Annotated in this window: 8 protein-coding genes; all 8 read left to right on the top strand. The window is 77.3% G+C overall.

Going from position 1 to position 14,542, the window contains the following annotated elements:
• Positions 1 to 181: 181 nt before the first annotated feature.
• The 8 genes from ACZ597_RS31850 to ACZ597_RS31815 all read left to right on the top strand — a co-directional run bounded on the left by ACZ597_RS31850 (position 182) and on the right by ACZ597_RS31815 (position 14,405).
• Positions 182 to 1,042, top strand: a complete 861-nt coding sequence (locus ACZ597_RS31850; RefSeq protein ID WP_471337862.1) for a DUF4132 domain-containing protein — start codon at positions 182 to 184, stop codon at positions 1,040 to 1,042.
• Positions 1,039 to 6,003, top strand: a complete 4,965-nt coding sequence (locus ACZ597_RS31845; RefSeq protein WP_471337855.1) for a DNA-binding protein — start codon at positions 1,039 to 1,041, stop codon at positions 6,001 to 6,003. The genes ACZ597_RS31850 and ACZ597_RS31845 overlap by 4 nt, the downstream gene beginning before the upstream one ends.
• Positions 6,004 to 6,184: 181 nt before the next feature.
• Positions 6,185 to 7,339, top strand: coding sequence for an ATP-binding protein (locus ACZ597_RS31840; RefSeq protein WP_471337849.1), 1,155 nt, complete (start codon positions 6,185 to 6,187; stop codon positions 7,337 to 7,339).
• Complete coding sequence (locus ACZ597_RS31835) at positions 7,336 to 10,857, top strand: DUF5682 family protein (RefSeq protein ID WP_471337844.1); 3,522 nt, start codon at positions 7,336 to 7,338, stop codon at positions 10,855 to 10,857. The genes ACZ597_RS31840 and ACZ597_RS31835 overlap by 4 nt, the downstream gene beginning before the upstream one ends.
• Positions 10,854 to 12,710 (top strand): hypothetical protein, encoded by a 1,857-nt coding sequence (locus ACZ597_RS31830; RefSeq protein ID WP_471337837.1) that lies wholly within the window; start codon positions 10,854 to 10,856, stop codon positions 12,708 to 12,710. The genes ACZ597_RS31835 and ACZ597_RS31830 overlap by 4 nt, the downstream gene beginning before the upstream one ends.
• 158 nt (positions 12,711 to 12,868) lie before the next feature.
• Positions 12,869 to 13,630, top strand: a complete 762-nt coding sequence (locus tag ACZ597_RS31825) for an HNH endonuclease family protein (RefSeq protein WP_471337830.1) — start codon at positions 12,869 to 12,871, stop codon at positions 13,628 to 13,630.
• Positions 13,627 to 13,923 carry a hypothetical protein gene (locus ACZ597_RS31820; protein ID WP_471337823.1) on the top strand — a complete coding sequence of 99 codons (297 nt, stop codon included), beginning with the start codon at positions 13,627 to 13,629 and terminating at the stop codon, positions 13,921 to 13,923. Before ACZ597_RS31825 ends, ACZ597_RS31820 begins: the two co-directional genes overlap by 4 nt.
• 71 nt (positions 13,924 to 13,994) lie before the next feature.
• Complete coding sequence (locus tag ACZ597_RS31815; protein WP_471337818.1) at positions 13,995 to 14,405, top strand: rodlin; 411 nt, start codon at positions 13,995 to 13,997, stop codon at positions 14,403 to 14,405.
• Positions 14,406 to 14,542: the final 137 nt, after the last annotated feature.

Genomic DNA, 14,542 nt, shown 5'->3' with positions numbered 1-14,542 from the left:
GCTGCCCCCGGTCCCCGTGGACCGGGGGCAGCGGCATGTCCGGGGCCCTCACTCGGAACCCTCCCATCCGCGTTGTCAGTGGGGCTCGCTAGTCTCCCCGCATACCGCAGTTCAGCAGGCGCTCGCGCCTTGTTCCGGGCTGCGCAAGACCGTTTTCGGACAGGCGGAGGGGCGCGCGCTGATGGGTTGGCTGGCGTTGGACGAGGGGTACGAGATCTCCCTCGTGGAGGGCAGGGTCGCGGTACGGCGGCCCGCGGGGCGGCAGTTGAAGGCACTGCCGAAGGCGCTGCGCGACCACCCCGAGGTGGACCGGCTGCGCCGGCTCGCCGAGTGGCTGGAGCGGCACGAGGCGGCCTGCGCGGCCCAGGTGGACACCTGGATGGTGTCCTCGCTGCCGGTGCCGACCGAGCTCCTCGCCCGGGTCTGGCCCGACGAGGCCTGGCAGGCCGCGCTGCGCGACCTCGCGGTCGTCCCCGACAGCGACCCCGACGAGGTGGGCTTCCTGCGCGACGCGACCGCCGGCGGCGAGCTGAAGGTCGTCAACCTGGACGGCGAGACCGTACGCCTCTCCCCGCGCACGGTGACCCTGCCGCACCCCGTCCTGCTGCCCGACCTGGACGACGTACGGGAGTTCGCGGCCGATCTGGACATCACCCAGCGGGTCGAGCAGATCCACCGGGCCACCTGGCGGAAGCCCGCGGACCTGGAGCCGGCCGCGACCGAGGTGCGCGACTTCGCGGGCGGGGTCTTCCCCACCCGGTTCGGCCTCGCGGCCCGCGCCACGGGCCTCGGCTACCGGGTCTCCGGCGGCTACGCCACCTGCAAGGTCCACGACTCGGGGCGGGCCGTGGAGGCCGCGGTGTGGATCGGCGAGCCCTACTACGACGAGGAGACCGCCACCGGGGCGCTGAACTGGCACGACGAGGACGGCCGGGCGGTACGCCTCGGCGAGGTCGGACCGGTGGCCTGGTCCGAGGGCATGCGGATGGCCGCGGCGCTGTACGCCGGGCGCAGGATCGAAGAGGGCGGGGACGAAGCGTGAGCACCACCGACACCACGAGCACCACCAGCACGGCCGGGGACGCCCCGGCCGGCGGCGCCGAACTGCTGGCGGCGGGCGCCGTCCTGCCCGCCGGCACCACCGGGGCGGGCTCCTCGGCCGTCCCCCTCACCGCGCGGGCGTACCGCCACCCGGCCCTCGGGGACGAGCGCGTCGTGATCCGGCTCGCCGCGGCCGAACTCGGCGCCGCCGAGGACCTCGCCGCCGGCTTCCTGGGCCTCGTACCGGACGGCGAGCCGCAGGTCGTCGGCCTCGGCCGGCGCCAGGCGCTCGGCTTCCCGGAGTGGGTGCTCGTGCACCACCCCGAGGACGGACACCACGCGCTGGCCGTGGTCCCCGAACTGGACCGGCTGGCCCGGCAGGCCAAGACCAAGCCCAAGGCCGCCCTCGACGCCTGCACCGAGCTGGCCGACCGGCTCGCCGCCGCCGTCCCGCACTTCCTGCCCGTCTTCTACGAGCAGGCCGCCCGCGTCTTCCTCGCCGTCGACAACACCACCTACGCGGCCCAGCTGTTCGGCCGCGCCCGCACCAGCGAGGCCCGCTACGGCCTGGCCGTCGACGAGGACCGGCTCGACGCCGTCTTCCTGGAGTTCGCCCTGGCCGGCGCCCTGCCCGTGAAGGTGCTCACCGGCTACGGCAAGGAGCTGGCCCAGCGGGTCTCCCCCGACCAGGCCTTCGAGCGCTTCCGCCGCCTGTGCGTACGCCGCACCGCGGGCGGGCTCGCGCCGTCCGCGCAGGCCGCCGTCGAGCTGCGCCGGCTGGCCCGCGCGGCCGGGCTGACCGGCAACGCGCCCGAGCAGGAGTACCTCGCCGAGCTGCTGCCGCTGCCCGCCACCCTGCGCGCGGCGGCCGGCTGGTGGAAGGCCCACCGTACGGCGCTCGTCGCGCTGGCCAAGCGGGTGCCCTCGGTACGCGGGACCCTGCTCGGCATCACCCCCTCCGGCGGCGGCGACGCCGGTGAACTGGCCGCCCTGTGGCTGGAGGTGCTGGAGGAGTCCGGTGCCACCGCCGGGCTGGCGGACGCGGGCCTGCCCGCCGAGGAGCGCTGCGCCGACGGTACCGCCGGCTGGCTGGAGCGCTTCCACACCGCCCGGCACACCGGCTGGGGCACCCCGCCCCCGCTGCCCGCGCTGCTCCCCCTGATCGGCCGCTGCGCCGACGTGCTGCGGGCCGAACTCGCCCTGCCGGGGCGGGAGGAGGGCCTGCGCCTGGGCCTCCAGGACGTGGACCTGCTGGACCTGCTGCTCTCGTCCGGCCTGGCCGTCGTCGAGCCCGGGCCGAACGAGGTGCTGGGCCTGGACGGCTGGGCCCGTTCGGCCGAGCGGCGCGACCTGCGGGCGCTGTGCGCGGACGAGCGGATGCGTCCGGCCTTCTTCCGCACCCTGGACCGGTTCAACACCAACATGTCGGGCGACCGCGGGACGGTGCGGCACCTCGCCTCAGCTCCCGGCAGCGCCCCGCTGGTGGCCGAGTGGGTCCGCCGGGTGGCCGGCGAGTCCACGGCGGCGGCCCTGCCGGAGCTGCCCGAGGCGCTGCGCCGGCTCACCTGGCTGCCGTCCGAGGCCCTGGCCCTCGCCCCCGAGGAGGTGTCCCGGGCGGCCTCCGTCGACCTGGGCGAGATCCTGGCCCGCACCCTGCGGGGCGGCCTGTTCGAGGAACTGGTCTGGCCGGCCTGGGAGGCCGCCGTCGGCGAGCTGTCTCCCGGCCGGGGCCGCACGCGGCTGACCGTGATGGACGCCTGGCCGTACGTCATCGTCGCCAACTCCACGCAGGTCCGGGTCATCGGCGCCGACTCCACCGTGCTCACCCACGACCTGCGGATCCCGCCGGGCGACCGGTACAACCACGGGTTCCACTACACCGACGGCGACCTCCTCGTCTTCTGGGCCTCCTACGACGGCCCGGTCCAGGGCTACTGGCTGAGCGCCCCCGACGACGTCCTCACCCTGGACTCCGGCGCCAACTACTGGTCGGTGCGCTCCGAGCACGTGACCCTCGCGCTGCCCGGCGGCGGCCGTACGACCGGCGGCGCAGCCCCGCTGCACGCGGGCGACAGCAGGCTGCCGGCCGAGCAGGCGGTCATCACCGACGGGACCTCGTACTGGGTGTGGGACCAGGGCGGCCGGCCGGGCGACTGGGGCTGGGCCGAGTACGACCCGGCCACGGGCGTGGTGGGGCGTCGCTCCCTGCCGGGCTTCCTCGCCGAGGCCCTGGACGGCCATCCGGGCGGCAGCGTCCTGAACGACCACGTCGGCCAGAACTGGCTGCGGCCGACGCCCTCCGTCGAGGGCTCCGTGCTGGGCGCGCCCGTCGACGGGCTGCTCGGCTGGCGGGTCGTGTACGTCCGGGGCGGGGGCTGGCACGGCTCCGACAACACCGGACGCTCCGTCACCGTGCGCGAGGGCGGCCCCCTCCCGCGCGCGGCCGTCGCCTTCCCCGGTGACGACCGGCCGCGCGCCGTCTCCCGGGACTGGCGGACCCTGTCCCTCACCGACCCCGAGGGCGCGGTCACCTGCAAGGTCACCTCCGACCACAACGGCGGCCTGTTCTGGACCGGCCACGCCGAACTCCCGAAGCTCGCCTACTGGTACTGCCTGCGGCCCCGGGACCCCGAGGGATCGGCGGCGCTGCGCGCGATGGACGGGCGCGCCGCCGGGGCCCTGCTGGAGGCCGCCGCCCGGGCGGAGAACCGCACCGACCTGCCCGCGCTGGTCAGCGCGGCCCTGCCCGCCGTCGGCGCGCCCGCGCTGCTCGGCGGGGTGGTCGACACGCTCCGCTCCGCGCTGACCCAGCGCAAGGCCCTGGCCAAGGTGGCGGAGGCGCTGAAGCCGGCTCCCGAGGCACGGCCGAAGCCCCCGGTGGAGCGGGGCCCGGCCGACTTCCTGCTCGACCGCCCGCTGCACGGCCTGACGGGCACCCCGTACCACCGCTACTTCGGCGGGGACGCGGACGGGACGTACCAGTTCCTGCGCCGGCTCGCGGCAGCCGCAGCCGACACCGCCGCAGAGGCGGTCCCGGGCCTGGTCCATGTGGACACGCCGAAGATCGCCCACTCCTCCTTCCCCTGGGCCGGTCTGTTCCTGGACGCCCCCGCCGCGGTCGCCTACCGCGCGGTCGTCACCGGCGAGACCACCGAGGAGGAGCGGGCGGCGCTGCTGCGGGTCCTCGCCCGGGTGGACGCCCTGGGACTGGTCTCGGCCGGGGCCTCTGCCGAGCGGTGGCGGCGCCTGCGCGTGCGGATCGACACCGCCCACCTGCTGGGAACCGACGGCCGCGAGCGCGGCCGGGGCAGCCGGCACCGGGCCGTCGTCCCGCTCGGCGGCGGCGCTGTGCTCGCCCTCAACGAGCAGACCCTGGAGTTCCCGAAGGCCCGCGAGTTCGACGCACTGCTGCACGACCCGGCGGGCGCATTCGCCGTGCCCTCCCCCTACACCGGGTCCGGGGCGGCCGGACCGGTCGGCGACCGGGAGCGCGGCGCGGACTGGGTGGCCGCCTTCCTGAAGGAGGCCGCGGAACGCGGCCCGGCACCCTGGTTCCCGGAGGCCGCCGAGGAGTTCGCGCGGCTCACCGGGGTCTCCTCCGCCGTGGCCCGGATGGTCCTCGCGGGCCTGCCGTACCTGGACTCGTACGAACGCGCCTTCCTGCCCGCCGGACTGCGCGACACGCTCCGGCTGAAGGCCGGCGACGCCGCGAACGCCCGCGACGACCTGAAGGAGCTCGGCGTGGACGTCCGGCGCGCCCTGGTCGCGGCGCTGCTGCCCGCCGACCCGGCGCGGCTGTGGACGGACGGCCCGGACGCGGCCGCCGCCGCGCGGGTGTGGAACGAGCGCGTGGGCCGTCGTACGCCCGTGCCCGAGTGGCTGCTCGCCGAGGCCGCCAAGGAGGTGCGCGGCGGCTGGGCCCCGCACCGGGCACTGCCCGCGCTCCTCGACACGGCGTCCTCCGAGGTGCTGTCCACCGATGTCGCGTGGACGGTCAAGGGCGACCACGTGGAACCCGCCGTCCCGGTGGCCCAGCCCTTCGACGCGGGAGTGCTGGCCGGGGCCGCCGCCCTCACGGCCTGGCTCGCGCACCGGCTGCCCGCCGGGCACCCGGTACGGGCCTGCCTGCCGCCCGCGCTCACCGCGCTGCGCCAGCGCCTGGCCTCCCCCGGACTGCTGCTGAGCGTCGGGCACTACATCCGGCTGCCCGACTTCCGCAAGGCGGCCGGCACCCCCACCGAGAGCGGCGAGGGCTACGAGCGGTACGGGGCGGTGGTGCTGGCCACGCACGACTCGCAGCCCCGGCCCGCGGTACGGCCCGCGCTGCTGGACTCGACGGGCTCCGACCCGTACCTGCCGCTGCTGCGCGGCACCGACCAGCGGCCCTCCGGGGCCGAGACGGCGCTGCGGCTGGTCCAGGACCCGGCGTTCGCCGCGCTGCTCGCCGACCCCGGGGCCCCCGTCGCGGGCGGCCTCGACAAGGAGGGGACCTGGTGGCCGCAGGACCCGTCGCGCAGCGTGCCGGAGCTGGTGGCGGAGGTGTCCGGGGCGTACGGACTGGGCGCCGACGCGGCCGCGCTGTACCTGGCGCTGCTGGCGATGCCCGACCCCACCGACCGCAACACGGCCCGCTGGACGGGCTGGAAGCCGGCCCGGCTGAAGGCCGCCCGCGCCGAACTGGCCGCCACCGACCTGGTGGTGGAGGCCAGCCGCTCCCGGGCGGGGCGCTCCCTGTTCCTGCCCGGCGGCTGGTCCGAGCCCGGTTCGCCGGTCCTGCCGGTCGAGACGTGGAAGCTGCCCATGTACGCCCTGGCCGCGGGCGGCCATCCGGCGCTGGGCGTCCTGGTGCCCGCCGAGCCGGCCGCCGACCTGTACCGGCGGGCCTGGGCCCGGGTCCGCGAGGGCGACGTACCGCGCTTCGAGGAGCTGAAGGTGAAGCGCGCCGGCGCCCGCCGCCGCTGACCCGCCCTGCCCTGGCGAGCGGCTCCGGTGGGGGCGCGCGGTACGGCCGCCGCGCCCCCACCGGGCCCCGCCCGCACTCCTTTCCGTACTCCTGCCCCTCCTGACTTCTTTCCGCACTCCTGGCTTCCTCCGTACTCCTGACTTCCTCCGTACTTCTGCCGACCAGAGGACCTGAGACCCGATGACCGTCACCGAACAGTCCGCGCCCGCCCGGCAGGCGATGCCCGCCGAGGAGCGGTACGCCGCCGAACTCGCCTTCCTCGCCGCCCAGGACACCGGCCCCCGCCCGCCCGGCTGGGCACTCACCCCGCGCGCGGTGGTGATCTTCGTGTGCGGGAGCGCGGGCGAGGAGCTGGCCCTGCCCAAGCGCCGTGCCGGACTCCCGTCGAAGCTGGTGATCGCCCCGAAGTTCGTCGGCGAACGCGCCCTGGTGGAGCGCTGCGTGGTGACCCTGGCCGGGGAGCGCGGACTGCTGCTCACCGGTGAGCCGGGCACCGCCAAGTCGATGCTGTCCGAGCTGCTGTCGGCCGCCGTGTGCGGTACGAGCGAGCTCACCGTCCAGGGCACCGCGGGCACCACCGAGGACGCCTTCCGGTACGGCTGGAACTACGCGCTGCTCCTCGCCCAGGGCCCCAGTTCGCAGGCCCTGGTCGACTCCCCCGTGCTCTCCGCGATGCGGACGGGCCGGGTGGCCCGGGTCGAGGAGATCACCCGCTGCCTGCCCGAGGTACAGGACGCGCTCGTGTCGATCCTGTCCGACCGGCGGGTCAGCGTGCCCGAACTGACCGCCACCGAGGACGCGGTGGTCTCGGCCGCGCCCGGTTTCACGGTCATCGCCACCGCCAACCTGCGCGACCGGGGCGTGTCGGAGATGTCCGCCGCCCTCAAGCGGCGCTTCAACTTCGAGACCGTCGGCCCGATCGCCGACCCGGACGCCGAGACCGCGCTGATCCGCCGGCAGGCCGTCGCCGCCGTCGAGCGGGCCGGCGCCGCCTTCGGAGTGGACGACTCCGTCCTGGACGCGCTCGTCACCGTCTTCCGGGACCTGCGTTCGGGCCGCAGCGCCGAGGGCTGGGACGTGGAGCGGCCGGGGACGGTCATGTCCACCGCCGAGGCCGTCCAGGTGGCCGCCTCCCTGGGGGTCTCCGCCGCGTACCTGCCGGGCGGTGACGTGCTGGACCTGCTGCCGGGGCACCTGCTGGGCGTGGTGCGCAAGGACGACCCCGCCGACCACGGGCGGCTGCTGGGCTACTGGGACGGCCCGGTCCGCCGCCGCGCCGAGGACGGCTCGGCGATGTGGCGCCGGCTGTGGGACCTGCGCGGGAGCCTGCGTTGACGCACACCGCCGAACCGCGGGCGGCGGTGGAGGAGCTGGCCGCCTGCCGCGAGCCGTACCTGCTGGGGGTGCGCCACCACAGTCCCGCGCTGGCCGCGGTGGTCCCCGCCCTGCTGGACGCGGCCGACCCCGAGGTCGTCTGCGTGGAGCTGCCCGCCGACTTCCGGCCGTGGCTGCCCCACCTGGCCGACCCGGAGACCGTCGCCCCCGTCGCGCTGGCGGGCCTGGGGGCCGAAGGGCGCCTCGCCTTCTACCCGTTCGCGGACTTCTCCCCCGAGCTGGCGGCGATCCGCTGGGCGCGCGGGCGGGGCGTGGAGGTCGTCTGCTGCGACCTGCCGCTGTCCGACCGGGGCTGGACCCCGGAGGGCGCGCCGGCCGCCCCCGGGCCCCCGGGGGGCCGCTCCTACGCGGGCGCGCTCGCCGCGTCGGGCACCGGGCGCGAGGGCGAGGACCTGTGGGACCGGGCCGTCGAGGTCCTGGCTCCGGGCTGCTCCCCCGAGGCGGTTCGCCGTGCCGCGCTCGGCGTCGGCTGGGCGCTGCGGGCGGACGCGGGCGCGGTGGCGGCGGTGGACCTGGCCCGGGAGTCCCACATGCGGGGCGTGCTCGCGCGGTTCGCAGGCCGCCGGGTCGCCGCGGTGATCGGCGCCTTCCACGCCCCGGCGCTCACGGCGGGCGCGGACGGTGACGGTGACGCTGACGCTCGGGCGGGTTCCGGGACCGGTGCCGAGGCCGAGGCCGGTGCCGGTGCCGAGGCCGAGGCCGTCGTCACCTCGTTCGTGGCCTACTCCCACGACCTGCTCGACTCCCGCTCCGGCTACCCCGCCGGGATCCGGGACCCGCTGTGGCAGCAGGCCGTGTTCGAAGCGGGCGGGGACCCCGGCCGGCTGCGGGAGGCGGCCGCGGCCGCCCTCACCCGGCTGTGCCGGGAGCTGCGCCGCGCCGGGCACACGGCGGGCACCGGGGAGGCCGCCGAGACCCTGCGGCTGGCCTGCGACCTGGCAGTGCTGCGCGGGCTGCCCGCCCCCGGCCGGGGCGAGCTGCTGGAGGCCGTCACCACGGTGCTCGGGCAGGGCGAACCCCTCGGCCGGGGGCGGGCGCTGGCCCGCGCCCTGGAGGCCGTGTTCGTCGGCACGGGACGCGGCCGGACCACCCCGCACGCCCCGCGCTCCGGGCTCGGCCCCTCCGTGGAGGCTGAGCTGGCCGCGCTGCGGCTGCCGTGTCCCGGGGACCCGGAGCCGCGCGAGGTCCGCCTGGACCCGCTGCGCTCCGAGCTCGACGGGCGCCGGGAGGTGCTGCTGCGGCGGCTGGTGGTCTGCGGGGCCTCCTACGGGGAGCCCGTGGGCACGGCCGCCACCGGCGACGGCACCGCCCTGGGGAGCAAGTGGCGGCTGTCCTGGAACCCGTCCGTCCCCGCCCGGCTCGACCTGGCGGGGGTCCGCGGCGTCACCGCCGCCCAGGCGGCCGCCGGGACGCTGCGTGACATCGCGCGCCGGCAGGCGGCCGAAGGCGGCCCGACGGCGGCCCAGGTGCTGGCCGGGCTCGACGCCGCCGCGCGCTGCGACCTGCCCGAACTGGTCGGCGTACGACTGGAGGAGACGGCGGCCGTACTGCCGGACACCGCGACCGTTCCGGAGCTCCTGGAGGCCGTGGACCTGCTGGAGGGGCTGCGGCGCGGCCACCTGCCCGGTACGGGGGAGGCGGCTCGGGCCGTCGCCGGGGAGCTGACCGGCGAGCTGCTCGACGCGGCGCTGCGGTCCCTGCCCGGCCTCGCCGGGAGCGACGACCCCGCCGACGCGGGCGCCCTGGTGGCCCTCGCCGACCGGGCCGCCGCCCGCCGGCTGGGGCTGCGCATGGACGCCGCCCTTGCCGGACTCGCCTCCGGCGCGGGCCCCTTGATGCGCGGCGCGGCCCTGGCCGTGCGGGTGCTGCTCGATCTGGACCCGGCGGCCGCGCTCGGCTCCCGCGCCGCCGCCTGGGTGGACGGAGCGGCCACCCCCGACGGGCGGCGCGCGCTGGCCCGCCGCCTCACCGGGCTGCTCACCGCCGCCGGACCGCTGCTGGGCGCTTCCCCGGCCGCCCTCACCCCGCTGCTGGACCGGGTGGACTCGCTGGCCGACGCGGCGTTCCTGGAGCGGCTGCCGGCGCTGCGCGCCGGGTTCGACGTACTGACCCCGGCCGCCCGGGAGCGGCTGCTGGACACGGTCACCGAGCGGCTCGGCGACCGCGTCGACCTCTCGCTGGACGCGCCGCCCGCCCTGCTCGCCCTGTGGGCCGCCGCCGACGCGGCCGGGCTGGCCGCGCTGAAGGAGCTGCCGCTGCCCGGCGGTCCGCCGGACGCGGCCACCGTCCCGGCGTCCGCCGACGCGGCGGGTCCCGCGGCCCCCGCCCTGGCGGCGGACGGGCGGCGGCTGGCGCCCGCCGACCGGTGGCGGCTGCTGCTGGGCCGCCAGCGCGACCGGCTCCCGGCCGGCGCCCGGCCCTACGCCCGCGCGCTGGACGAGCTGTACGGCGCCGGGCGCGGGGAGGGCTCCGCGGACGTGGGCCGGCCCGGCTCCGGCGGGGACGAGGCCTCCTTCCCGACGGCCCGCGAGTGGTCGGCGGAGCTGGAGTCCCTGTTCGGCGCCGACGTGCGCGAGGAGGTGCTCGCCGACGCCGCCGGGGCAGGACGCACCGATGTGCTGGCCCAGCTCGACCCGGCGGCGGTGCGTCCCTCCGTGGAGCTGCTGACCTCGGTGCTCCAGCTGGCCGGCGGCATGTCCGAGGCGCACCTGGCCCGGCTGCGGCCGCTGGTGCGGCGGCTCGTCGACGAGCTGGCCAGGGAGCTGGCCACCCGGCTGCGACCGGCCCTCTCGGGCGTGGCCACCCCGCGCCCGACCCGCCGGCCGGGCGGACCGCTCGACCTGGCGCGCACCCTGCGGGCCAACCTGGCGCACACCCGGCGGCTGGACGACGGCCGGGTGGTGGTCGTCCCGGAGCGTCCGGTGTTCAGCACGCGGGCGTCGAAGGAGGCGGACTGGCGGCTGATCCTGGTGGTGGACGTCTCCGGCTCGATGGAGGCGTCCGTGGTCTGGTCGGCGCTGACGGCGGCGGTGCTGGGCGGGGTGCCGACCCTGTCCACGCACTTCCTCGCCTTCTCCACCCAGGTCGTGGACCTCAGCGGCCGCGTCGACGACCCCCTCTCGCTGCTGCTGGAGGTCCGCGTCGGCGGCGGTACGCACATCGCCGCGGGCCTCGCGCACGCCCGGAGCCTGATCACGGTGCCGAGCCGCACGCTGGTCGTCGTGGTCAGCGACTTCGAGGAGGGCGCCCCGCTCGGCGGCCTGCTCGCCGAGGTGCGGGCGCTGGCCGCGTCCGGCGCCCATCTGCTGGGCTGTGCCGCGCTCGACGACTCGGGCGCGCCCCGCTACTCGGTGCCGGTCGCGCGGCAACTCGTGGCCGCCGGGATGCCGGTGGCCGCGCTCAGCCCTCTCGCCCTCGCCCGCTGGGTGGGCGACCGACTCCGTGGGGAGCCCCGATGACCAGTCCGCTGTTGCCGCCCGTCACCGCCGAGGTGGTCGCGGACGCGGTCGAGAACCTGAGCGCCCGGCTGCGCAAGAAGCTGGACGCCGCGATCGAGAGCTGCCCGGCGGCCACCGGAGACGACGGGGGCGTCACCGTCCGCTTCGGTGAGGACGCGGTGGTCACCCTGCGGCCGGGCCCGTCGGGGGCGGTCACGGAACCCGGGCAGGCCGTCTGCGGCTGCCTGCTGGCGCCGCGCTGCCTGCACCGGGCGGCGGTGCTGGGGGCCGCGCCACTGGCCGAACCCCTGGCGGTGCCGCCGGCCGGGGAGGCGGCCGGTCCGGCTGCCGGGGCGGCGGAGCCGTCGGCGCAGGACCCCGGGAGCGGGACGCCGTCGGTGGCCGCCGCGGCGGTCGACGCCGCCGGGGCGGGTGCCGACGCCGGGGCGGGTGCCGACGCGGACGCACCGCCGACGCCGGCTCAGGTGCGGGCCGGGGCCGCGCTGTGGGCCGTGTCGGCAGAGGCCCTGGCCGCCGGGGTCGTCGCCGGGGGCGCGGTGGTCCAGGCCGAACTGCTGCGCGCCGCGCACACCGCCCGCCTCGCCGGGCTGCCGCGCGCGGAGGCAGCCGCGCTGCGCGTGGTACGGGGACTGCGGGCCGCGCGGGAGCGCCGCGCCGGCCAGCGGCTCACCGACCTGGCCGCCGCCTTCGCGGAACTGCTGCGCACCGCCGCGCTGCTGGCCTCCGGGACGGGCGGTCCCGGACTGACCGGCGGCGGCCGGCGCGCCTACGGCGCCGGGGGCGGCCTGCGCGTCCACGGCCTGTGCCGGGAGCCCGTGCTGACCGCGACCGGCTACGGCGGCGTGGTCACCCACCTGCTGGGCGAGGACGGCGCCCGCTACACCCTGTCGGACGTCCGCCCCGGCGGGCTCGCCCGTGCCCGGGGCGCGGGGGCGGCCTCCGTGGCCCTGGGCGGAGCCGCCCTCGACCACGCGGGGCTCGCCCGCGCCGGACTGCGCATCACCGGGGCGACGGTCTCGGCCGACGGGCGGCTCGGCGCCGGGCGCGGTGTCCGGGCGGTGCCCGCGCCGGGCGCGGCCTGGGACGAGGAGCCGCTGGCCGCGCTGTTCGCCCGCCCGGCGGCCGAGGCCGTACGGGAGCTGCTGGCGCGGGACGCCGAACCGGGCCTGCTGGGCTGCGACGTCCAGGTGGTCGGCGCGGCCGGCGAGCACCTGCTGGTGCGGGAGCTCCGCGCGGACGCGCCCCTGCTGCGGCTGCGCCCGGCGCATCCGCATCCGGAGCTGGCGCACACCGCCAACCTGCGCCGCCTGGCCGGGTATCCGGGGCTGGCGGTGCGCGTCCTGGGCCGCCCCGACCCGGACCGGGCCGCCACCCTGAGCCCCCTCTCCGTGGGGCCGGTGCCCGGGGCGGCGTACACGCTGCGGCTGCCGCCGGAGTGGCGCGACCGCGCCGACCTGGGCTACGACCGGCTCCAGGGCAGCCACTTCCCGGACGACGGGGCCCCCGCGGGGCCGGCGGCCGCCGACGGGCCGGGTCCGGACGCGGTGGCCGACTCGCCGCTGTGGCGGGTGCGCCGGCTGCTGGAGACGGGGGTGGCCGGCGGGCGCCGGGCGGTGGCGGAGACCGGCCGGGGTCCGGAGCCGCTCGCGGCGTACGGACCCCTGCGCCGGGCCGGCTTCGGGTCGGCGGCCGACCTGGCCGGCGCGCTCGTGGCGGAAGCCGGCCGCCGCCCCCGCGACGCCTTCGGCCGGCTCACCGAAGCCTCGTCCGAGGGTTACGCCTGGGCCTGGCTGGCGGCGTCCGCCCACCTGGAGGCGGCCCACCGCTCCCTGGTCGCCGCCTCCTGGGCCTGATCCGAAGGGACACCCCCGGCGGACCCGACAAGTGGCGTGCACCGTCGTCCGGTTGTTCCTCATCCGCTCCCGACGGCAGGACCGGTGCGTGGTTGGATGTCCGCTTATGGGTAGTCTTCCCGGGTCAGTTCGCGAAGCGTCTCGTCCGGGGTGGGGTCATGAATCGTCACACAGGTGTGCGCGGCGGGGTGGTGGCGCTCGCGCTGCTGCTCGGGGTGAGCGGGTGCGGGGGGCCGGGGAACTCCGGGGACGGTAAACCGGCCGGGAAGCCGGCCGGTGCCAGTCCCTCCGCACAGGCCTCGGCCCCCGCGCCCCCGCCATCGGCCGCCCCCTCCGCCGGCGATGCCAAGCCGGCCTCCGGGGACGTCCTGCCGGGGATGGTCAGCGCGGCCGTCGCCCGGACCCAGCTCACCGGGCTGACCACCGGCAAGCCGGGCACCATGGCCGGGTACAGCCGGGACAAGTTCACGCACTGGGCCGAACAGGGCAACAAGTGCGACACCCGTGAGACCGTCCTCAAGCGGGACGGGAGCGACGTCACGCAGGACTCCGAGTGCCGCGCCCTGACGGGTGCCTGGAAGAGCCTGTACGACGGCGTCGCCGTCAACGAGGCCGCCAAACTGGACATCGACCACATGGTGCCGCTGGCCGAGGCGTGGCGCTCCGGCGCCTCCGGGTGGGACGCCGCGAAGCGCAAGGCCTTCGCCAACGACCTGACGCGGCCGCAGCTGCTGGCGGTCTCGGCCTCCTCCAACCGGTCCAAGGGCGACCAGAGTCCCGACCTGTGGCAGCCGACGGACAAGTCGAGCTGGTGCCAGTACGGGCGGGCCTGGACCACCGTGAAGTCCCATTACGGCCTGACCGTCACCGACGCCGAAAGGGCCGTGCTCACCACCATGATCGACACCTGCGCCTCATGACCGCCCCCCGGCAGTGGCAGGACGGGGTCCTCGCGGGTCCCGGCGGCGCCATGACCGACGAGGTCGGCGTCATCACCGGCCCGCTCACGCTGCGCACCACCGGCGGGGCGGACGGCAAGGTCCGCTTCGAGGTCCAGTACACGGACGCGGACGAGTGGTACACGCTCACGGGCAGCCCCGTGGCCCACGGCGACCCCCGCGCCCTCCACACGGCCGCGCTGCGCGCGATCCGGGCGGGTGGCGGCGCCTGCGCCCCCGCGGATCCGTTGGGCCGCTCGGGTGACCGGCGATAACCCCTGGGCCGGGAGGCAGTTGGGCAGGTCGTCCCGCCGGGGACAGCAGATGCGACAGAAGGATCCTCACGATGCTCAAGAAGTTCATGGCCACCGCCGCCGTCACCGCCTCCGTCCTGGGGACGGGCGCCCTCGCGGCCTCCCCGGCGATGGCGATCGGCAATGACAACGGGATCAACACGGTCAACGGCAACAACGCCGACCAGATCTACGGCAACCAGGAGACCTCGGGCAAGATGAGCCCGCAGCTCTCCGCGGTCCAGGGCTCGTTGAACAAGCTCTGCGTCGGCCTGCCGGCCAAGGTCAACCTCCAGGGGATCCTCGCCGCGGTCAACATCGGCGTCCAGGACGTCAACGTCCTGGCGAACCCGCAGAACCAGCAGTGCGCCGAGAACTCCACCCAGGCGAAGGGCGACGAGCCCCTCTCGCACCTCGTGGAGAACATCCCGGTCCTGTCCGGCAACCTCTCGGCCGGCAGCTGACCCAGCGGCCCCGGGGGGGGGGGGGGGGGAGTCAACCGGACCGGGGGAGACGGAGGCGGGGTCCGGGTTTGGGGCGCGGAGTTCGGCCGCGGCCCCGGCGGCGATCTTCGGGTCCTCGTTGCCGTAGCCGTCGCGGT

This window comes from Streptomyces sp. NPDC040718 (assembly GCF_055593565.1).
This window is presented reverse-complemented; position numbering and strand designations above follow the sequence as displayed.

What these genes read in the sequence shown, in the direction of transcription:
- ACZ597_RS31840 (WP_471337849.1), top strand. Translation starts at nt 6,185, where the DNA reads ATGACCGTCACCGAACAGTCCGCGCCCGCCCGGCAGGCGATGCCCGCC.
- ACZ597_RS31825 (WP_471337830.1), top strand. Translation starts at nt 12,869, where the DNA reads ATGAATCGTCACACAGGTGTGCGCGGCGGGGTGGTGGCGCTCGCGCTG.
- ACZ597_RS31830 (WP_471337837.1), top strand. Translation starts at nt 10,854, where the DNA reads ATGACCAGTCCGCTGTTGCCGCCCGTCACCGCCGAGGTGGTCGCGGAC.
- ACZ597_RS31820 (WP_471337823.1), top strand. Translation starts at nt 13,627, where the DNA reads ATGACCGCCCCCCGGCAGTGGCAGGACGGGGTCCTCGCGGGTCCCGGC.
- ACZ597_RS31850 (WP_471337862.1), top strand. Translation starts at nt 182, where the DNA reads ATGGGTTGGCTGGCGTTGGACGAGGGGTACGAGATCTCCCTCGTGGAG.
- ACZ597_RS31815 (WP_471337818.1), top strand. Translation starts at nt 13,995, where the DNA reads ATGCTCAAGAAGTTCATGGCCACCGCCGCCGTCACCGCCTCCGTCCTG.